Origin of the sequence: Pseudomonas citronellolis (assembly GCF_001586155.1) — a bacterium.
GTDB classification, from domain to species: domain Bacteria; phylum Pseudomonadota; class Gammaproteobacteria; order Pseudomonadales; family Pseudomonadaceae; genus Pseudomonas; species Pseudomonas citronellolis.
Window position 1 is genome coordinate 3,779,249 of the sequence record NZ_CP014158.1, and the last position, 16,999, is coordinate 3,796,247.

Here is a 16,999-nt window from a genome sequence, read left to right on the forward strand (position 1 = left end):
TCAACCTCCGGGAAGGAAGGGCAAATGAGCAAGCGCATTCTCCACGTCGTCAGCAACGTCGCGCACTACGCCGACCCGGCCGACCCCACCGGTCTGTGGCTGTCGGAGCTGACCCACGCCTACGACCTGTTCGCCGCCAAGGGCTACGTGCAGCGGATCGTCAGCCCCAAGGGCGGCGTCACGCCGCTGGAGCCGCGCTCGCTCAAATGGCCGAACCGGGATGCCTCGGCCAAGGCCTGGCTGGCCGACGACGCCCACCGGGCGCTGCTCGCCAACACCGCCAAGCCCGGGGACATCGACCCGGCGGACTTCGATGCCATCTACTTCACCGGCGGGCACGCGGTGATGTGGGACTTCCCGGACGACGCCGGCCTGCAGCGCCTCACCCGCACCATCTACGAACGCGGGGGCATAGTCGCGTCGGTCTGCCACGGCTACTGCGGCCTGCTGAACACAACGCTGTCGGACGGCAGCCTGCTGGTGGCGGGGCGCAGGCTCACCGGTTTCTCCTGGCGCGAGGAAATCCTCGCCGGCGTCGCGAAGAAGATGCCCTACAACGCCGAAGAGCAAATGAAGCGGCGCGGCGCGCACTACGAGAAGGCCCTGCTGCCGTTCGTGCCCAAGGTGGTGGTGGATGGCCGCCTGGTGACCGGCCAGAACCCGCAGTCGGCGAAAGCCACGGCGCTGCGGGTGGCCGAACTGCTGCGCTAGGCGCCCTGCTCGCCCGGCTGCAGCGCCAGCACGCTGCCCTGCACATGCTCGATCAGGTGCTCGGTGGTGCTGCCGATCAGCCTGTCCACGGCCCTGCGGTGGATGCGGCCCATCACGGTCACGTCGATGGCGTTCTGCTGGACGAAGTTGGCGATGCCGCGCACCGCCGTGCCCATCAGGAAGTGGCGGCGCTCCTCGGGCACGCCGTACTTGTCCGCCAGGGCGACGAAGGGCTTGTGCAGCGCGCCGCGCATCTCCTCGACCAGGTCGACCCAGGCCACGCCACCCTCGCCGCCATTGGCCATGTAGGCCGGCATGCAGTCGTAGACGAACAGCAGGTGCAGCTCCGCGTCGCATTGCAGGGCCAGGCCGTTGGCGGCCGCGATGATCCTGTCGTTGATGTCGCTGAGCTGGGTCTGCGGGTCGGACGGGTCCACCGCGGCGACTATCTTGCGCGGCATCGGCTGGCGGATGTCGTTGACCAGCAGCAGGGGCGCCGGGCACTCCCGCAGCAGGTGCCAGTCCAGCGGGGTGACGAAGGAACGCTTGAGCGCCGATTCGTGCCGCACGTCCTTGATCACCATGTCAGGCTGCAACTCGCGGATGTCCTGGAGCATCTCCTCGCGCAGGTTGTCCGCCGCCACTACCGAGGCGGTGACCTCCAGCCCCCGCCCGCGCAGGGCCGCGCATTCGCCTTCCCAGATTTTACGCTGCGCCTGCACCAGGCTTTCGCGGGCCTGCTCCATGACCTTGCGGTCCAGCAGGAAGGTCGCGAAGGGCCCCACGTAGACGAGCACGTGCAAGGCCGCATTGCAGGCCGATGCCAGGGCCAGCGCGCGCTGCAGGCCGGGGGAATCGTGCTGCTCGGGGTGGGTCAGGAACAGGAGCTTGCGTGGCTGGCTCATAGCGCACCTCGTGGGTATCCGGCCACGCCGCCAGCGCGCCGGAAGGCAGGGGCCCGCATCGGGCTCGATGGGGGAACTACGGACGAGTTTCAGCCCCCTGGCCTGCGCCGGATTTGCGTTGGATCAAATTCGCCCCTCGCCCGACGCGCGATGGTGAAAGCCATGCCCGGCAACGGCCTGGAGGCCCACCATGGCGACCCCGAACGCTCCGCAACGCCTGACCCTGTACGACGCCCGGGAGCTGGATGCCGTGCTCCAGGCCATGGCGCAAAAGGCCGCCCCGCTGCTGCCCCCGGGCGAAAGCGCGCTGGTCGGCATAGTCCGGCGTGGCGAACCCCTGGCGCACCGGCTGCAGGAACACCTGGTGCAATGCGGCCACCCGCCCCTGCCCGTCCACGCCCTGAAGGTGAAGCGCTACGCCGACGACCTGAGCCTGCTGCACCCCGAGACGGAGCTGACGGAGAACCCGCAACTGGCCGGCATGGACCTCAGCCGCACCACGCTGCTGGTGGTGGACGACGTGCTCTACGAAGGCCACTCGCTGCTGCGCGCCTGCGCCTACCTGGCCCAGCTCGGAGCGCGGCACGTGCTGGCCGGCGTGCTGGTGGACCGCTGCGTGAGCCGCCAACCGGTGCACGCCGACGTGGTGGGGCTGCGCCTGCAGGTGGCGCCGGACGACATCGTCGAATGCAACGTGCCGCCCTACGAGCCGGAGCTGCGCATCGACGTGCTACGCCACGGCCGGCGCTGCACCTGAGGCTAGGCTTCGCCCGCCTCCCGCCGCCAGGCCCGTTGCAGCAGTTCCACCACCTCGGCGTCGCTGGTCTGGGAGAAGTCCAGGTACCAGCGGCCGATGGCGCTGAACGGCTCCGGGGTGAACGGGCAGACCACCTCGTCGACCTCGTTACGCAGCTCTTCCAGCACCTCCGCCGGCGCCACCGGCACGGCGACGACGATGGCCGCCGGCGCCAGTTGGCGTACCGCGCGCACGGCGGCCAGCATGGTGGCGCCGGTGGCCAGGCCGTCGTCGACCAGTATCACCTGGCGGCCAGCCAGCTGCGGCATGGGCCGCTGCCCGCGGTAGGCGCGCTCGCGCCGGTGCAGCTCGGCGCTTTCCCTGCGCTCCACCGTCTCCAGGGCGTGCGCGTCGACGCCCTGCATCCGCAGCACGTCGTCATTCAGCACCCGCACACCGCCGCTGGCGATGGCGCCCATGGCCAGCTCCGGGTACGAAGGCACGCCGAGCTTGCGCACGATCATCAGGTCCAGCTCCACGCCCAGTTCGCTGGCCACCTCATAGCCGACCGGCACCCCGCCGCGCGGCAGGGCCAGCACTATCGCCCCGGGGCGGCCCCGGTACGCCGGCAGCAACCGCGCCAGGGCCTTGCCGGCAGCGGCGCGGTCGACGAAGGGAAGCGTCACGTCATGCATGGCAGCCACCTCGCCTAGTAGTCGGCTTCACGCTCGCCTTCTTCGCGCAGGTTCTGGAAGCCCACCAGGCGCGAGAGGTCGCGCAGGTTGTCGGCCAGCACGCCGAGCAGGTCGTCCGCCGAGACGATGCCCACCAGCAGCCCCTGCTCGTCGACCACCGGCATCCGCCGCACGCCGGCCTGGCGCATGCGGGTGATGACGTCGAACACATCGTCGCTTTCCTTCGCGGTGATCAGGTTGCGCAGCTGGATGTCGCCGGCCTGGATGCTGCCCGGCTCCGGCTCGTTGTTGGCGACCACCTCCAGCACGATGTCGCGGTCGGTGATGATGCCCACGGGCCGGTAGCGCTCGCGCTCCACCTGCTCGGCGAGCACCAGGTCGCCGACGTGGTATTCGCTCATTAACCGGGCGGCGGTCAGGATGGATACGGTAGGCGCCGCGATGACGACGTCGCGGTTGCAGTATTCGCCGATGGCCATGGCTCGTCTCCTGTGCGGGCAAGCGGACATTCGCTCGCCTTGCACGATGGGCGCGCCGATATGGCCCGACTTTGATCTCGATCAGATTGGCGGCGCGCCCGGCGCCCGCGCCGCGGCCAGCGGATGAACGGCCCGGGAGCCGCCTACGGGCGCCCCGCCGCGCGCTCCGGCTGCGCCTCCAGGCCACTCATCCGGCACAGGCCCTGGCGGTCGAGCAGGCGCACCTCGCGCCCGTGGCAGTCGATCAGGCCGGTCTGCACGAAGCGGGTGAACAGCCGGCTGACCGTCTCCATGGTGAGGTCCAGGTAGTTGCCGATGTCGCCGCGGCTCATCGGCAGGGTGAAGCGGTCCTGCGACAGGCCGCGCTGCTGGTAGCGGGCCGACAGGCCGAGGAGGAAGCCGGCCAGGCGCTGTTCGGCGCGCTCGCGGCTGCAACGGATGTGCGCGTACTCGCCCTGGATGCCCTGGCTGAGGATGTGCAGCAGTTGGTGGCGCAGGCCGGGGATGCGCCCGGACAGGTCCTCCAGCTGTTCCAGGCCGATGCTGCACACCATGGAAACCTCCAGCGCCACCGCATAGCCCGGGAAGCGCGGCGAGCCGATGGCGTCCAGCCCCAGCATCTCGCCCGGCAGCACGAAGCCGGTCACCTGTTCGCCGCCGTTGGCATCGAGCAGGTAGCTCTTCAGCGCCCCGGAGCGCACGGCGAACACGTGCTGCATCGGCTCGTCGGCGCGGAACAGGTACTCACCCTTTTGCAAGGGGCGGCTGCGCCGGACGATACGGTCCAGCTCTTCGACCTCGCCGTCGCTGAGGCTCGCCGGCAGGCACAGGCGGCTCAACGAGCACGCCTGGCAGTTGACCTGCGGGCGCGGCGGGGAGCGGTAAGCGTCGGACATGGCGGCGCCTCCGGCAATAAGGGGATTTTCCCACTATAGCCGTTGCGCTTGGCCGCGCTACGCCACTCGACGAAGGGGCGCGCCTGCCGCCAGCAGGCGCGCCCGAGTGCATCAATCGCCGTTCTTCACCGGGATGACCTTCTCCGGGTGCACCGCCTCGGCGCGCTTGGGCAGGTGCACTTGCAGCACGCCCTTGGAGAACTGCGCGTGGACCTTCTCCGCGTCCACTTCCTTGGGCAGCCGGAACACCCGCTCGAAGCTGCCGTAGTGGCGTTCCGACAGGTGGTACTCCTTGCGCTTCTCGTCCTTCTCTTCCTTCTTCTCGCCCTTGATGACCAGGTTGCCGTTGGCCAGCTTCACCTCGATGTCCTTCTCATCCATGCCGGGCAGCTCGGCGCTGATGCGGTACTCCTCGGCCTGCTCGCTGACGTCCACCGCGGGCAGGCCGCGGCTGAACGGCTCGCGCCGCCAGAACGGCTCCACGTCGAAGGCGCTATGGCCGAAGGGCAGGCGCAGCGGCGTGCGGCCGAAGTCGTCGAACAGGCTGTCGATCTGCCGTCGCAGCGTATCGAAGGGGCTGGCGCCGGGGGTTGGCGCCTTGGCCGGTTGGCTGGGGGACGGCGTGACGGGGACTTGCTTTGCGGGGTCGGACATGGGGAATTCCTCCGCTGGATGAACCGCCTCGGAAATGGGGCGAATCGATTCTGCGACGGCCATGGCGGCTGTCCTTGATCCCGGTCAAAACGCCGGCATCGGCCCCCGCGGCGCAGAACTTGATGGCGGTCAAGGCGGCCCGGCCCGCGGCGCCTAGCCTGACCCGAAACGACGCGTCTGGTCGACCTCGCCAAGGGGGCGCGCAATGGAACGGGTACGGCTACTGGAAGTGCTTTGCCTGCCGGGCACCGGGCAATGCCTGCGCCTGCTGCTGGAGGACGACGCGGGCAGCGCCGTCATACCCGGCCAGTATTGCCTGCTGGGCGTGCATGGCGGGGCCCTGCAGCCGTGCAGCTACATCAGCCTGCCGGAGCACCACGGGCCGTTCATCGTCAGCGCCAGCCACCCCGGCCGGTTCGCGGCCACGGACGGCTGGCTGGACTACCGCGGCCCCCTGGGCGTCGGCTGGCCCCTGCCGCTGCGCGCCGGCCGGCTGCTGGTGGTGGCCAGCGGCAACGGCCTGCTGTCGGTGGCGGCGGCGATAGACGAACTGGCCTGCTGGATGCCCGCGCTGCGCCTGGACCTGATCGCCGACGCCGCCAGCCTGGCGGGCCTGCCCGAGGAATGCCGGCGCTGGCTGCACTCGCTGGGCCTGCTCGACGAAAGGGTCCACGGCGCCTGCCTGCTGGAACGCCTGCACCGGCAGCTGCTGGAGCGGCTGCCCGACGTGGTGTTCTGCGCCACCCCGGATTTTCTCGGCCGCAGCGCGGCCCAGGCGTGCCTGCGCAGCGGGGTGCCGGCGGCGAGCATCTGGCTGCGCAACGAGCGCCTGCTGTCGCCGCCCCCGGCCGAAGGACCGGTGGTCCGCTTCGACCGCCTGCCGCCCCCTCTCCACTATCGTTCTTGATGCATCGTTCTTGATGCGCATCAAAGTGCCCGCACGCGCCCCGGCCCAGGCTCACAGCCACCCAGCCCGCGCCGCCCGTGGCGCGGGCGCCGCTGCGGAGACCGCCATGAACGCCTACTCGCGCCTGCTCCTGATCTGCGACACCCACCAGCACTATTCCGCCGCCATGGCCCGCGCCCAGGCCCTGGCCGGCTCCGCCGGCGCCAGCCTGCACATGCTGATGATCGACAGCCTGGCGCCAGCCCTGAACACCCTCGACTACGACCTGCAGCAACGCGCCCGCAACACCATCCAGGAGCGGCACCAGGCCTGGCTCGACGACCAGGTGGAGCTGCTGCGCGGGCGCGGCATCGAGGCCAGCGCCGAGGCGGTGTGGAGCGACGACCCGCTGCAGGAAGTCCTGCGCCGGGTGCGCGAACGCGGCTTCGACCTGCTGGTCAAGGACGTCCACTACGAAACGGCCGTGAGCCGGGCGCTGATGACGCCGCTGGACTGGCAACTGCTGCGCCAGTGCGCGGTACCGCTGCACCTGGTCAGCCACGCGGAGCATCCCCTGCCGCGCAAGGTGGTGGCGGCGCTGGACCTGTCCCAGGACGACACCCGCGTCGACGAACTGAACGAACGCATCGTCGAATCGGCCCAGCAGCTCGCGCTGCAATGCGACGCCGAGCTGCACCTGCTGCAGGCCTACGACCTGAGCAGCAGCTTCCTCGCCTATGCCGTGGGGCCGGTGGCCTGGACCAGCGAAATACAGGAACAGATGAGCGGCCGCGCCACCGAGCGCATGCAGCGCCTGGGCGAGCGCTTCGGCATCGAGCAGAAGTGCCTGCACCTTATCAAGGGCGCGGCCAACCGCGTCATCGCCGAATTCGTCGACGACTACCGCATGGATGTGGTGGTCATGGGCACCCTCTACCACGCCGGGCTGGCGAAGATCGTCGGCAGCACCACTGAGCAGGCGCTGTACCGGGTTCACTCCAGCATCCTGGCGATACGCCCCTGAACGGCCGGTGAGCGGCCGCCCCTTGTGGGCGGCCAGGAGGCCCACGGCGCGCCGGCCGTGACCGCGGCCCGTGGAAGGCTCAGCCCGCGCGGCGCTGGGCCTGGCGCTTGTCGGCGTCGCGGCGCTGCGCCTCGGCCAGCACGTGGGGCGCGGCGATGCGCTGCTGCAGGCGCTCGAGGTAGGCGTTGGCCTGCTCCGCGTTGCGGAAAGGCACGCGGAACTGGTCGAGCTGGACGTAGCAACGCCCGTCGCCGGTGCACAGCAGTTGGATGTGCATGGCAGCCTCCCCGCTTCAGGTCGCCGGTTGCAGCTGCAGGGTATGGATGGTCTGCGTGGGGTCTTCGGGGTCCTGGTGGCTGCTGAAGCCGAGGAAGCGCACCAGCTCGTGCATCGGCGCGTTGGCTGCCGAATCGATCGAATACATCTGCGTCATGCCGTTGCGCCGGGCGGTTTCGATCAGGTGGCGCATGAGGGCCACCCCCAGGCCGCGGTGCCGCCAGTCATCGGCCACCGTCACCGCGCACTCGCAATGGCCGGCGTCGGCGCCGCGGGCGTAGCGGCTGACACCCACTTCCACCAGCTCGCCGCCCTGGTGCACCAGGGCGATGTAGGCGGCGCTGTCGTGGAAGTCCACCGTCATCAACTGGTCGAGCAGCGCCGGGCTGACCTCGCGCATGCTGCACAGGAAGCGGAAATGCCGCGCCTCTGGCGACAGCCGGGCGATGAAGTCCGCCTCGCGCTGGCGGTCTTCCGCGCGCAACGGCCGGATCAGAACATGGCTGCCGTCGGGCAGGGCCTCGACCCAATGCTCGTCGGGAGCTTCGGTGGTGGGCTGTGAAGGCTGGGTGGTGGGCATGGAAACCTCCTGGCGTGGCGCCGGCGTGGGAAGGAACCGCCGGGTCACTTGTACGCCGCGGGGCGAACGGAAGTTTGACCACGATCAAATCACGGGGAGGACGACGCTGCCGGCGGTCGAACGGTACGCCGCCAGCGCCGCCCCGTCATGGCCCCGGCGCGCCCGGGGCCGGGGCATTACCCCCGCTTGACCTGCGCCAGCTCGTACAGCTGCCGCGCTTCCGCCGCCAGCGGCGCAAGCGCGGCAGCCATGCGGGCCTGGAGGTGGGTCAGGGGCATTTCGTCGGCGCTGTCCTCCAGCATGTGCAGCAGGTCTTCCAGCGCGCTCAGGCGGCGGACGGCGGCTTCGTGGAGGTGGTCGGCGGGGGCGTTGGGGTTGACGTACAGCACGTCGTCGTGGGGCTCGGTGGCCGGGCTGAGGGGGATGAGGGGAACGAGGTCAGCCATGACGGACCTCCTGGCGGGTGCTGCGGGAGTGTTGCTTGGACTGAACGACAAGGCGATGCATGTTCCATCTTGCTCCTCTATGGGATATGGGAGCCGCCTCCTGGAAGGGAGAGGCGGACCGTGCCAGGGTAGGAATACCGGACAACAGAGAAACCGGCAGGCCGAAGCCTCCTCGCACGGCCCGCCATGGAAACGCAGGGAGTCAGACACAAGAAGCTGCCTTTCCCTGCGGCTATGGCGCCGCCGTGCTCTGTTGTCGTTCAGGGGTTCCTACGCCCCACCACGGGCGAACCGTGGCAGACGGAATCTACGGATGCGCCTTGTAAGGGCTCAAGGCAGTTGCCGCGACGGAAACTTCCCCTGATTCCGCCCGAAGAATCGCCACAAGTCCCCCGCCCTGCGCCCCCCGCGGCCTCAAGCGTGCGGAAAGTGGATAGAACGCCCCCGCCCGGCGGACGAAACTAGCCCCGCGGCCAGGCAGCGCCACGCTGCCGGTGCCCCCACCCAGAACCCATGAACCATCCGAGGCTTGTATGAGCACCCCCGCCGAGCAACTGGAGCAACGGCTGAAGCAACAGAAAATCACCGAAGTCGAATGCGTGGTCAGCGACCTGACCGGCATCGCCCGCGGCAAGATTTCCCCCACCAACAAGTTCCTCGGCGAAGGGGGCATGCGGCTCCCGGAAAGTGTGCTGCTGCAGACCGTCACCGGCGATTTCGTCGACGACGACGTCTATTACGACCTGCTGGACGAGGCCGACATCGACATGCTCTGCAAGCCCGACCCGGACGCCATCTTCGTGGTGCCCTGGGCGCTGGAGCCGACCGCGATGGTCATCCACGACACCTTCGACAAATACGGCAACCCCATCGAGCTGTCGCCGCGCAACGTGCTCAAGCGCGTGCTGAAGCTGTACGCCGACAAGGGCTGGAGCCCGGTGGTGGCGCCGGAGATGGAGTTCTACCTGACCAAGCGCAGCAGCGACCCGGACTTCCCCCTGGAAGCCCCGGTGGGCCGCTCGGGCCGCGCCGAGAGCGGCCGGCAGAGCTTCTCCATCGACGCCGCCAACGAGTTCGACCCGCTGTTCGAAGACGTCTACGACTGGTGCGAGCTGCAAGGCCTGGACCTGGACACGCTGATCCACGAGGACGGCCCGGCGCAGATGGAGATCAACTTCCGCCACGGCGACGCGCTGCACCTGGCCGACCAGATCACCGTGTTCAAGCGCACCATGCGCGAGGCCGCACTCAAGCACGACGTGAGCGCCACCTTCATGGCCAAGCCGATCACCGACGAGCCGGGCAGCGCCATGCACATCCACCAGAGCGTGCTGGACATCGCCACCGGCAAAAACGTCTTCGCCAACGAGGACGGCTCCATGAGCGAGCTGTTCCTGCACTTCATCGGCGGCCTGCAGAAGTACATCCCGAAAGTGCTGCCGATGTTCGCGCCGAACGTGAACTCCTTCCGCCGCTTCCTGCCGGACACTTCCGCGCCGGTGAACGTCGAGTGGGGCGAAGAGAACCGCACCGTGGGCCTGCGCGTGCCGGCCGCCCCGCCCGCGGCCATGCGCGTGGAGAACCGCCTGCCCGGCGCCGACGCCAACCCCTACCTGGCGCTGGCCGCCAGCCTGCTGTGCGGCTACCTGGGCATGGTCGAGCGGCTGAACCCCAGCGCCCCGGTGCAGGGCCGCGCCTACGAGCGCCGCAACCTGCGCCTGCCGATCACCATCGAGGACGCCCTGGCGCAGATGGAAGACTGCGAGGTGCTCGGCGAATACCTGGGCCGCAAGTTCGTGCAGGGCTACGTCGCGGTGAAGCGCACCGAGCACGAGAACTACAAGCGGGTGATCAGTTCCTGGGAGCGCGAGTTCCTGCTGCTGAGCGTCTGATCCGCCCTTTTCGCCTCAACCACAACAACAATTCAGGAGTCGTCATGAGACTGCTGCGCTACCTTGCGCCCTTCGCCCTGGCCACGCTGGCCGCGGGCGCCCACGCCGAACCGACCGTCAGCGTGTACAACTGGACCGACTACATCGCCCCGGACACCCTCGGCGGCTTCCAGAAGGCCACCGGCATCAAGCCGGTCTACGACGTCTTCGATTCCAACGAAACCCTGGAAGGCAAGCTGCTGGCCGGCCGCTCCGGCTACGACGTGGTGGTGCCCTCCAACCACTTCCTCACCCGCCAGGTGCAGGCCGGGGTGTTCCTGGAGCTGGACCGCAGCAAGCTGCCGAACTGGAAGCACCTGGACCCGCAGCTGCTCAAGCTGCTGGAGCAGAACGACCCGGGCAACAGGCACTCGGTGCCCTACCTGTGGGGCACCAACGGCATCGGCTACAACGTGGCGAAGGTCAAGCAGGTGCTGGGCGTCGACCGCATCGATTCCTGGGCGGTGCTGTTCGAGCCGGAGAACATCAAGAAGCTCAGCGCCTGCGGCGTGGCCTTCATGGACTCGCCCGACGAGATGATCCCCTCGGTGCTCAACTACCTGGGCCTGGATCCCAACAGCACCAACCCGGCGGACTACCCGAAGGCCGAGGCCAAGCTGGCGGCGGTGCGCCCCTACGTCACCTACTTCCACTCCTCGAAGTACATCTCGGACCTGGCCAACGGCAACATCTGCGTGGCCTTCGGCTACTCCGGCGACGTGTTCCAGGCCGCCGCGCGGGCCCGGGAAGCGAAGAACGGCATCGAGATCGCCTACGCCATTCCCAAGGAAGGCGCAAACCTGTGGTTCGACCTGATGGCCATTCCCTCGGATGCGACGCACCCCGAGCAGGCCCTGGCCTTCATCAACTATGTTCTCGATCCGCAGGTGATCGCCGGCATCAGCGAGTACGTCGGCTACCCCAGCGCCAACGCCGACGCCAAGGCGCTGCTGCCCGCCCAGATGCAGAACGACCCCGAGGTCTACCCGAGCCAGCAGGTGCTGGACAAGCTGTACATCTCCAAGGCGCCGCCGCCCAAGATCATGCGCCTGATGACCCGCAGCTGGAGCAAGATCAAGTTCAACCAATGAAGCGAGAGCGAGCCATGAGCCACACCGACGAGCAGGTCGCGTCCTACTACGCCGCCAGCGCCCGGGACAAACAGCCCTACCCCGCGCTGGAGGGCGAGGTTCGCGCGGACGTCTGTGTCGTCGGCGGCGGGCTCACCGGCGTCAACACCGCGCTGGAGCTGGCCCAGCGCGGCCTCAGCGTGGTGCTGCTGGAGGCCCGCTGCATCGGCTGGGGCGCCAGCGGGCGCAACGGCGGCCAGCTGATCCGCGGCATCGGCCACGACGTCAGCGGCTTCGCCAAGTACGTCGGCGAGGAAGGCGTGCGCTACCTGGAGCGGGCCGGCAGCGAGTCGGTGGAGCTGGTGGCGCAGCGCATCCGCGGCCTGGCCATCGAATGCGACCTGCGCTGGGGCTTCTGCGAGCTGGCCAACACCCCGGCGCAATATGCCGGCCTGGTGGAGGAGCACGCCCAGCTGAGCGCCCAGGGCTACCCGCACGAGACGCATCTGGTGGCGCCGGAGCGCATCCGCGAAGTGGTGGCCAGCGACCAGTACGCCGGCGGCCTGGTGGACATGGGTTCCGGGCACCTGCACCCGCTCGACCTGGTGCGCGCCGAGGCCCGAGCGGCGGCGGCCCTGGGCGCCAGGGTATTCGAGCGCAGCCCCGCCCTGCGCATCGAGCATGGCCGCCAGGTGGTGGTGCACTGCGCGCGGGGCCGGGTGCTGGCCGCCAACCTGGTGCTCGGCTGCAACGCGCACCTGGAGGAACTGGAACCGCGCCTGACCGGCAAGGTGCTGCCCGCCGGCAGCTACGTGGTGGCCAGCGAGCCGCTGCCCGAGGCGCTGGCGGCGCAGCTGATTCCGCAGAACATGGCGCTGTGCGACCAGAAGGTGGGGCTGGACTACTACCGCCTGACGGCCGACCGACGCCTGCTGTTCGGCGGCGCCTGCCACTATTCCGGGCGCGACCCGAAGGACATCGGCGCCTACATGCGGCCGAAGGTGCTCAAGGTGTTCCCGCAACTGGCGGACGTAAGGCTGGACTACCAGTGGGGCGGCATGATCGGCATCACCGCCAACCGCTTCCCCCAGGTGGGGCGGCTCAAGGCGTACCCGAACGTGTTCTTCGCCCAGGGCTACTCCGGCCACGGGCTGAACGTCACGCACTGGTCGGCGAAGCTGCTGGCGGAAGCCATCCACAGCGGCCACAGCCAGGGCCTGGACCTGTTCAGCGCGGTGCCGCACCTGACCTTCCCCGGCGGCAAGCTGCTGCGCTCGCCGCTGCTGGCCCTGGGCATGGCCTGGTACCGGATACGCGAGAAGCTGGGCTGAGGCCGCGCCGAAATGCTCTTCGGCAAACACAACACCCGTAGGATGGGTTGAGCGAAGCGATACCCATCATTTCTTTGCGTGGCGCGAAGAGCTTTTCGTAGGAGCGAGCTTGCTCGCGAACGGTGTTTCCCGGTGGCGTAGGTGCTGGGCACAAGAGCGCCCTCTCCCCAACCCTCTCCCGCAAGCGGGAGAGGGGGCTGTCCTGAGTGCGCTGGTAGTCCGGCGCCATCCTCGCACCCCGTATTTCCGGCGAACACCGTAGGGCGCATAACCGTTCGCGGTTATCCGCCGCTGGCCGAAACGCCAATGCCCGGAGTTAACGGCACTAAGGCCGAGCCCCCTGCCTGACAGTAGCCTTGGGATACTCACCAAACAGCGCATGGTAGGACTGGGAGAAGCGCCCCAGGTGCCAGAACGACCACTTCATCGCCACCTCGGCGACGGTCATGCCCGACTCGGCGGCGCCCAGCAGGTCGCGGCGGGCGGCGTTCAGGCGGCGGTTGCGCAGCCAGACGATGGGCGGCATGCCGGCGTAACGCAGGAAGGACTGCTGCAGGGTGCGCGGCGAGACGCCCGCCTTCGCGGCCAGCTCGGCCATGGCGAAGTTCTCTTCGGGGCAGTCGTTCACCACGTCCTTGACCCGCTGCACCACGCGCTTGGCCTGGACGATGGAACGCGAACGCTGCTCGTCGCCGGCTGGCGCCTCGCAGAGCAGGGAGAAGCAATTGGCGACTATGGCCTGCGCCACGCCGGGGGCCTCCACCGGATGGCGCCCGGCGCCTGCGCCGGCGAGCAGGTCGCTCAGCGAAGCCGCCAGCGAGCGGCAGCCGTCGGAGCGCAGGGGCGTCAGCACCAGGTCGGCGAAGTCGTCCAGCGCCTGGCCCCACTGCCCCGCCTGCTTGATCACCACCGCCACCTCGCGGTAGTTCTCCGGCGTGACCCAGGCGTTGCGCGTCTCGCCATCGAGCAGGTAGAGGGTGTTCTCCGACATGTCGAAGCTGAACACCAGCGCGCCGGGCGGCGCGTGGAACTCCTGCTCCACGCGCAGGTTCATCTGCTCCTCGTAGAGCTCGATGCCCTCGACCTCGGCATGCAGGATGCGCCCGGCGAAGCGCCCGGCGGACATCTGCGTGTACTGCTGCTCCCAACCCGGAATGGCTATCCGCTGCTGATCGACTTCCTGCGCTTCGACAACCCTGATCACCATACCCGGGGCCTGTGTTCTTCTTAGGCCGCGAAGGCTATCAATGGCGGCGAAGGTGGTGCAAGCGGCAACCCGTGCCGGCGGGCCCGGAAGGCGGCGGTTCCGGCACTCAGGCCTGCCGTGCGGCCGGCAGCGCCGCGCCCAGGCGGTAGAACACCCCGCCGGCGACGACGAAGGCGCCCAGCATCACGAACATCCAGTGCGCCGGCAGGCTCGCCAGCACCCAGCCGCAGAGCACCGGCCCCAGGGCGCCGCCGAGGTTCGATAGGTTCTGCGCACCGTAGTACATGCCGCGCAGCTGCGGCGGGGCGATGCGGTCGATGAACATGTATTCGGCGGGGAACACGATGATCTCGCCCAGGGTGAACACCGTCATCGCCAACACCCAGTGCAGCACGCTAGTGGACAGCGCGAAGCCGATCACCCCGGCCAGGAACAGCGCCAGCCCGGCCAGCAGCCAGGTCTCCAGGCGGTTCTCGTCGATGCGCCGGCCCAGCGGGTACTGCAGGGCGATCACCACCAGGGCGTTGACCGCCACCACGGTGCTGATGACCTGGTAGGCCACCTCGGCGCTGCGGGTGGTGACCAGGTATTGCGAGAGGTAGGCGGTGAACTGGCCGAACACCACCGCGCTGAGCACCCCACCCAAGGTGAAGCAGACCAGGCGCCGGTCATCCAGCAGCACGCGGCCCAGGGCCAGGAAGGACACCGGCGCCTGCCCCGTCGGCGCCGGACGCTGGCTGCGCTCGCCGTAGCCCAGGTACAGCAGCAGGAAGCCGGCGCCGAGCAGCGCGGAAACCACGAACGGCAGCTTCGGCGCCCAGTGCGCCAGCCCGGCGCCGAGGAAGGGGCCGACGGCGTAGCCGATGTTGATGAAGGTGTAGCGGATGGAGAAGGCGCGGCCCTGCTCCTGCGCCGGCAGCAGGCGGCCGAAGCTCGCCTTCACCACCACGTCCACCGCCGAATAGGCGAAGTTGAAGGCCACCAGGAAGCCGAAGAACAGCCAGAGGTTGGCGGTGAGGCACATGCCGACGAAGCCGGCGATGAAGCACGCGGTGTAGCCCAGGATCAGTCCGCGGCTGGACAGGCGGTCGGTCAGGTAGCCGCCGTACAGGCTCAGCACGGAGCCGGCGATCAGCGCGCCGCCGACGATGGCGCCGATGCGGGCGATCGGCAGGGCGAAGGCCGAGGACAGGTAGACGACCAGGAACGGCAGGCTGATGGCTCGCCCCAGGGTCAGGACGAAGGTGGCGCAGAACAGCAGGTTCACCGACCGCGGGTAACGCTTGAGTGCAGCGAGCATCCGTGTTCACTCGGCTGGAAGGACAACCGCCTCAGCCTAGCACAGGGCGCCGCCGCACCCGGGGTTCGGCCCGGCGCGTATTCCGGGCCGATGGGGTTTCCGGTCAGGCCTTGGCCGTCGCCAGGTAGGCGCCCACGCGCCGGCCCATTTCCTCGCCCAAGGCCTGCAGGCCGCTCATGGGGCGCACCATGACTTCGAACTCGACGATGCGACCCTGTTCGTCGAAGCGGATCATGTCGATGCCCTTGAGCTCGCGGCCGTTGACCTTGGCGCTGAACTCCAGCACCACGCTCAGGCCGTCGGCGCTGGCCAGCTCGCGGTGGTAGGTGAAGTCGGCGAAGACCTGCAGCACGGTGTTGAGGATGGTCGCCGCCACCTTCGCGCCCGGGTAGGGCGTGTGCGCCATGGGCGAGCGGAACACCACGTCCTCGGCCAGCAGCTCGGGCAGCGCGCCGAAGTCGCGCTTCGCGATCATGCGGTGCCAGTGCTGGAGGGAGGCGGCAGCCCGGGGTTGCAGTTGCAATTCGCTCATCATCGGTTCCTCTGTCTCGTCGTTCTTGTAATGCAGGGCCATCCGGCAGCGCCGGACGCCGTGGTCAGAGGAACCATAAGACCGGCCCCGGCGCGGCTCAATGATCGCAAATGACAGACCTATGACCCGCGCGCGCAGCGGCTCAGTGGATGGCCGGCGTCACCAGGTAGCTCAGCAGTTGCTCGTCGTCGCCCGGCTCGACGGGCAGCGCCGGCCGCGGCAGCACCTCCAGCACCGCCTGCCAGAAGGCCCGTGCCGCCTCGTCCTGGCGGTAGAAGCGCACCAGCCAGGCGCCCTCCCCGCGCGTCAGCACCTGGGTCGCCACGGCGCGGCCGATGCCCTGGCGGCGGTACTTCTTCAGGATGAACAGGTCGGCCAGCTCCAGGGCGTCGATGCCCGGCAGCTCGCTGCGTTCGATGAGCACGAAGCCGGCGATGAAGCCGTCCACCAGCACCAGCTCGGCGCTCCACTGCGGCGCCTGCCAGTAGCGCGCCAGGTGTTCCTCGTGGATGTAGAAGCGGCCGTCGGCCTCGACGTCTTCCTGCTCCCAGTCCGAGGACTCGTAGGCATAGAACTGGTAGAGGTTGCGGATCAGCTCGCTGTGCTCGGGGCCGGTCCGCATCAGCTCGACGGTGGTGGTGCTCATGGGCGGTGCTCGCGGGTGGCGGTCATGGGGTGCTCGGTGTCTGGCGCGGGCGCGCATTCTTCACCAAAGCGCGTACCGGTGCCAGCGCGGGGCACCGGACACGGGCCCCGCTTAACCTCTAGACTAGGCGCTTTCCCACGCCCAGGAGGCGCCATGTCGCAGGCCCGCTACCAGTTCACCCCCGGCGCCGATCCCCAGGCCCGGGCCGTCGTGGAGGAAGGCCTGCGTGCCTACAACGTCGAGCGGATGGGTACGGCGTATGGCTACGAGGGTTTCGAGCTGTATGCCCGTGATGCCGAGGGGCAGGTGGTGGGCGGGTTGTTCGGCCATTCGGGGATGGGTTGGTTGTACGTGGACTATCTGTGGCTGGATGCGAGGCAGCGCGGTGCGGGGTTGGGGGCGCAGTTGCTGGCGCTGGCCGAGGAGGAAGCGCGGCGTCGAGGGTGTGTGGGGGTGTTCCTTTATACCTACAGCTTCCAGGCGCCGGGGTTCTATCAGAAGCAGGGGTTCGAGCTGATGGGCGTGCTGGAGGATTGCCCGCCGGGGCATCAGCGGTTTTATCTGAAGAAGCGGTTGGTGGGGCCGGATGGTTGTGGTGTGTGATCTGGGGAGCGCCCTCTCCCTAACCCTCGGCTGCGCGCCCCGCCCTGAAGGGAGAGGGGACCGTTGGGCAGACGCTGATGTTCTGGAGTCA

At 68.9% G+C, this 16,999-nt stretch carries 20 protein-coding genes; 8 read left to right on the forward strand and 12 right to left on the reverse strand.

Going from position 1 to position 16,999, the window contains the following annotated elements:
• The first annotated feature begins 24 nt into the window (after window positions 1-24).
• Window positions 25-711, forward strand: coding sequence for a type 1 glutamine amidotransferase domain-containing protein (locus PcP3B5_RS16340; protein WP_061561872.1), 687 nt, complete (start codon window positions 25-27; stop codon window positions 709-711).
• Here the strand turns inward: PcP3B5_RS16340 and PcP3B5_RS16345 are convergent.
• Window positions 708-1,616: a universal stress protein gene (locus PcP3B5_RS16345; RefSeq protein ID WP_061561873.1), complete on the reverse strand. Its 909-nt coding sequence runs from the start codon at window positions 1,614-1,616 to the stop codon at window positions 708-710. The two genes, PcP3B5_RS16340 and PcP3B5_RS16345, sit on opposite strands and share 4 nt — an antisense overlap.
• A 190-nt stretch (window positions 1,617-1,806) precedes the next feature.
• Between PcP3B5_RS16345 and PcP3B5_RS16350 the strand changes: the two genes are divergently transcribed.
• Complete coding sequence (locus PcP3B5_RS16350) at window positions 1,807-2,373, forward strand: phosphoribosyltransferase family protein (protein WP_009622377.1); 567 nt, start codon at window positions 1,807-1,809, stop codon at window positions 2,371-2,373.
• Between the two features lie 2 nt (window positions 2,374-2,375).
• On the opposite strand, the gene PcP3B5_RS16355 is transcribed toward PcP3B5_RS16350, so the two are convergent.
• The 4 genes from PcP3B5_RS16355 to PcP3B5_RS16370 all read right to left on the reverse strand — a co-directional run bounded on the left by PcP3B5_RS16355 (window position 2,376) and on the right by PcP3B5_RS16370 (window position 5,076).
• Window positions 2,376-3,047, reverse strand: coding sequence for a phosphoribosyltransferase (locus tag PcP3B5_RS16355; protein ID WP_061561874.1), 672 nt, complete (start codon window positions 3,045-3,047; stop codon window positions 2,376-2,378).
• 14 nt (window positions 3,048-3,061) lie between these two features.
• Complete coding sequence (locus tag PcP3B5_RS16360; protein WP_061561875.1) at window positions 3,062-3,526, reverse strand: CBS domain-containing protein; 465 nt, start codon at window positions 3,524-3,526, stop codon at window positions 3,062-3,064.
• 143 nt (window positions 3,527-3,669) lie between these two features.
• Window positions 3,670-4,422, reverse strand: a complete 753-nt coding sequence (fnr, locus tag PcP3B5_RS16365; protein ID WP_061561876.1) for a fumarate/nitrate reduction transcriptional regulator Fnr — start codon at window positions 4,420-4,422, stop codon at window positions 3,670-3,672.
• 111 nt (window positions 4,423-4,533) lie between these two features.
• Window positions 4,534-5,076, reverse strand: coding sequence for an Hsp20/alpha crystallin family protein (locus PcP3B5_RS16370; protein WP_043271710.1), 543 nt, complete (start codon window positions 5,074-5,076; stop codon window positions 4,534-4,536).
• Window positions 5,077-5,281: 205 nt separating this feature from the next.
• Here PcP3B5_RS16370 and PcP3B5_RS16375 point away from each other — a divergent pair, with 205 nt between their 5' ends.
• Both PcP3B5_RS16375 and PcP3B5_RS16380 read left to right on the forward strand, forming a co-directional pair.
• Window positions 5,282-5,983, forward strand: coding sequence for a ferredoxin reductase domain-containing protein (locus PcP3B5_RS16375; RefSeq protein WP_145923910.1), 702 nt, complete (start codon window positions 5,282-5,284; stop codon window positions 5,981-5,983).
• A gap of 106 nt (window positions 5,984-6,089) precedes the next feature.
• The gene (locus tag PcP3B5_RS16380) at window positions 6,090-6,986 is read left to right on the forward strand and encodes a universal stress protein (RefSeq protein ID WP_043314536.1); all 897 of its coding nucleotides are present in this window, start codon (window positions 6,090-6,092) and stop codon (window positions 6,984-6,986) included.
• A 79-nt stretch (window positions 6,987-7,065) separates the two neighbouring features.
• Here PcP3B5_RS16380 and PcP3B5_RS16385 read toward each other — a convergent pair whose 3' ends face one another.
• The 3 genes from PcP3B5_RS16385 to PcP3B5_RS16395 all read right to left on the reverse strand — a co-directional run bounded on the left by PcP3B5_RS16385 (window position 7,066) and on the right by PcP3B5_RS16395 (window position 8,288).
• Complete coding sequence (locus tag PcP3B5_RS16385; protein ID WP_009622391.1) at window positions 7,066-7,263, reverse strand: hypothetical protein; 198 nt, start codon at window positions 7,261-7,263, stop codon at window positions 7,066-7,068.
• A gap of 15 nt (window positions 7,264-7,278) precedes the next feature.
• Window positions 7,279-7,842 (reverse strand): GNAT family N-acetyltransferase, encoded by a 564-nt coding sequence (locus PcP3B5_RS16390; protein ID WP_061561877.1) that lies wholly within the window; start codon window positions 7,840-7,842, stop codon window positions 7,279-7,281.
• Window positions 7,843-8,018: 176 nt separating this feature from the next.
• The gene (locus PcP3B5_RS16395) at window positions 8,019-8,288 is read right to left on the reverse strand and encodes a hypothetical protein (protein ID WP_051879039.1); all 270 of its coding nucleotides are present in this window, start codon (window positions 8,286-8,288) and stop codon (window positions 8,019-8,021) included.
• Between the two features lie 533 nt (window positions 8,289-8,821).
• Between PcP3B5_RS16395 and PcP3B5_RS16400 the strand changes: the two genes are divergently transcribed.
• The 3 genes from PcP3B5_RS16400 to PcP3B5_RS16410 are packed head-to-tail and all read left to right on the forward strand — an operon-like array spanning window position 8,822 to window position 12,620.
• Window positions 8,822-10,180, forward strand: a complete 1,359-nt coding sequence (locus PcP3B5_RS16400; RefSeq protein ID WP_061561878.1) for a glutamine synthetase family protein — start codon at window positions 8,822-8,824, stop codon at window positions 10,178-10,180.
• Window positions 10,181-10,224: 44 nt separating this feature from the next.
• Window positions 10,225-11,310 carry a polyamine ABC transporter substrate-binding protein gene (locus PcP3B5_RS16405; protein WP_061561879.1) on the forward strand — a complete coding sequence of 362 codons (1,086 nt, stop codon included), beginning with the start codon at window positions 10,225-10,227 and terminating at the stop codon, window positions 11,308-11,310.
• A gap of 14 nt (window positions 11,311-11,324) precedes the next feature.
• Window positions 11,325-12,620 carry an NAD(P)/FAD-dependent oxidoreductase gene (locus PcP3B5_RS16410; RefSeq protein ID WP_061561880.1) on the forward strand — a complete coding sequence of 432 codons (1,296 nt, stop codon included), beginning with the start codon at window positions 11,325-11,327 and terminating at the stop codon, window positions 12,618-12,620.
• Between the two features lie 325 nt (window positions 12,621-12,945).
• Here PcP3B5_RS16410 and PcP3B5_RS16415 read toward each other — a convergent pair whose 3' ends face one another.
• The 4 genes from PcP3B5_RS16415 to PcP3B5_RS16430 form a co-directional block, all read right to left on the reverse strand.
• A complete protein-coding gene (locus PcP3B5_RS16415) occupies window positions 12,946-13,827 on the reverse strand; it encodes a helix-turn-helix domain-containing protein (RefSeq protein WP_009622402.1) in 882 nt (293 codons plus the stop codon).
• A gap of 106 nt (window positions 13,828-13,933) precedes the next feature.
• Window positions 13,934-15,127, reverse strand: a complete 1,194-nt coding sequence (locus PcP3B5_RS16420; protein WP_009622404.1) for an MFS transporter — start codon at window positions 15,125-15,127, stop codon at window positions 13,934-13,936.
• A gap of 103 nt (window positions 15,128-15,230) precedes the next feature.
• A complete protein-coding gene (locus PcP3B5_RS16425; protein ID WP_058071680.1) occupies window positions 15,231-15,659 on the reverse strand; it encodes a nuclear transport factor 2 family protein in 429 nt (142 codons plus the stop codon).
• 142 nt (window positions 15,660-15,801) lie between these two features.
• Complete coding sequence (locus tag PcP3B5_RS16430; RefSeq protein WP_082656974.1) at window positions 15,802-16,362, reverse strand: GNAT family N-acetyltransferase; 561 nt, start codon at window positions 16,360-16,362, stop codon at window positions 15,802-15,804.
• A 96-nt stretch (window positions 16,363-16,458) separates the two neighbouring features.
• Here PcP3B5_RS16430 and PcP3B5_RS16435 point away from each other — a divergent pair, with 96 nt between their 5' ends.
• Window positions 16,459-16,908, forward strand: a complete 450-nt coding sequence (locus tag PcP3B5_RS16435; RefSeq protein ID WP_058071645.1) for a GNAT family N-acetyltransferase — start codon at window positions 16,459-16,461, stop codon at window positions 16,906-16,908.
• The last annotated feature ends 91 nt before the right edge of the window (window positions 16,909-16,999 follow it).

Excerpts from the sequence above, each read along its gene's own strand:
- PcP3B5_RS16340 (WP_061561872.1), top strand. The coding sequence starts at position 25 with ATGAGCAAGCGCATTCTCCACGTCGTCAGCAACGTCGCGCACTACGCC.
- PcP3B5_RS16345 (WP_061561873.1), bottom strand. The coding sequence starts at position 1,616 with ATGAGCCAGCCACGCAAGCTCCTGTTCCTGACCCACCCCGAGCAGCAC.
- PcP3B5_RS16350 (WP_009622377.1), top strand. The coding sequence starts at position 1,807 with ATGGCGACCCCGAACGCTCCGCAACGCCTGACCCTGTACGACGCCCGG.
- PcP3B5_RS16355 (WP_061561874.1), bottom strand. The coding sequence starts at position 3,047 with ATGCATGACGTGACGCTTCCCTTCGTCGACCGCGCCGCTGCCGGCAAG.
- PcP3B5_RS16360 (WP_061561875.1), bottom strand. The coding sequence starts at position 3,526 with ATGGCCATCGGCGAATACTGCAACCGCGACGTCGTCATCGCGGCGCCT.
- fnr (WP_061561876.1), bottom strand. The coding sequence starts at position 4,422 with ATGTCCGACGCTTACCGCTCCCCGCCGCGCCCGCAGGTCAACTGCCAG.
- PcP3B5_RS16370 (WP_043271710.1), bottom strand. The coding sequence starts at position 5,076 with ATGTCCGACCCCGCAAAGCAAGTCCCCGTCACGCCGTCCCCCAGCCAA.
- PcP3B5_RS16375 (WP_145923910.1), top strand. The coding sequence starts at position 5,282 with ATGGAACGGGTACGGCTACTGGAAGTGCTTTGCCTGCCGGGCACCGGG.
- PcP3B5_RS16380 (WP_043314536.1), top strand. The coding sequence starts at position 6,090 with ATGAACGCCTACTCGCGCCTGCTCCTGATCTGCGACACCCACCAGCAC.
- PcP3B5_RS16385 (WP_009622391.1), bottom strand. The coding sequence starts at position 7,263 with ATGCACATCCAACTGCTGTGCACCGGCGACGGGCGTTGCTACGTCCAG.
- PcP3B5_RS16390 (WP_061561877.1), bottom strand. The coding sequence starts at position 7,842 with ATGCCCACCACCCAGCCTTCACAGCCCACCACCGAAGCTCCCGACGAG.
- PcP3B5_RS16395 (WP_051879039.1), bottom strand. The coding sequence starts at position 8,288 with ATGGCTGACCTCGTTCCCCTCATCCCCCTCAGCCCGGCCACCGAGCCC.
- PcP3B5_RS16400 (WP_061561878.1), top strand. The coding sequence starts at position 8,822 with ATGAGCACCCCCGCCGAGCAACTGGAGCAACGGCTGAAGCAACAGAAA.
- PcP3B5_RS16405 (WP_061561879.1), top strand. The coding sequence starts at position 10,225 with ATGAGACTGCTGCGCTACCTTGCGCCCTTCGCCCTGGCCACGCTGGCC.
- PcP3B5_RS16410 (WP_061561880.1), top strand. The coding sequence starts at position 11,325 with ATGAGCCACACCGACGAGCAGGTCGCGTCCTACTACGCCGCCAGCGCC.
- PcP3B5_RS16415 (WP_009622402.1), bottom strand. The coding sequence starts at position 13,827 with ATGGTGATCAGGGTTGTCGAAGCGCAGGAAGTCGATCAGCAGCGGATA.
- PcP3B5_RS16420 (WP_009622404.1), bottom strand. The coding sequence starts at position 15,127 with ATGCTCGCTGCACTCAAGCGTTACCCGCGGTCGGTGAACCTGCTGTTC.
- PcP3B5_RS16425 (WP_058071680.1), bottom strand. The coding sequence starts at position 15,659 with ATGAGCGAATTGCAACTGCAACCCCGGGCTGCCGCCTCCCTCCAGCAC.
- PcP3B5_RS16430 (WP_082656974.1), bottom strand. The coding sequence starts at position 16,362 with ATGCGCGCCCGCGCCAGACACCGAGCACCCCATGACCGCCACCCGCGA.
- PcP3B5_RS16435 (WP_058071645.1), top strand. The coding sequence starts at position 16,459 with ATGTCGCAGGCCCGCTACCAGTTCACCCCCGGCGCCGATCCCCAGGCC.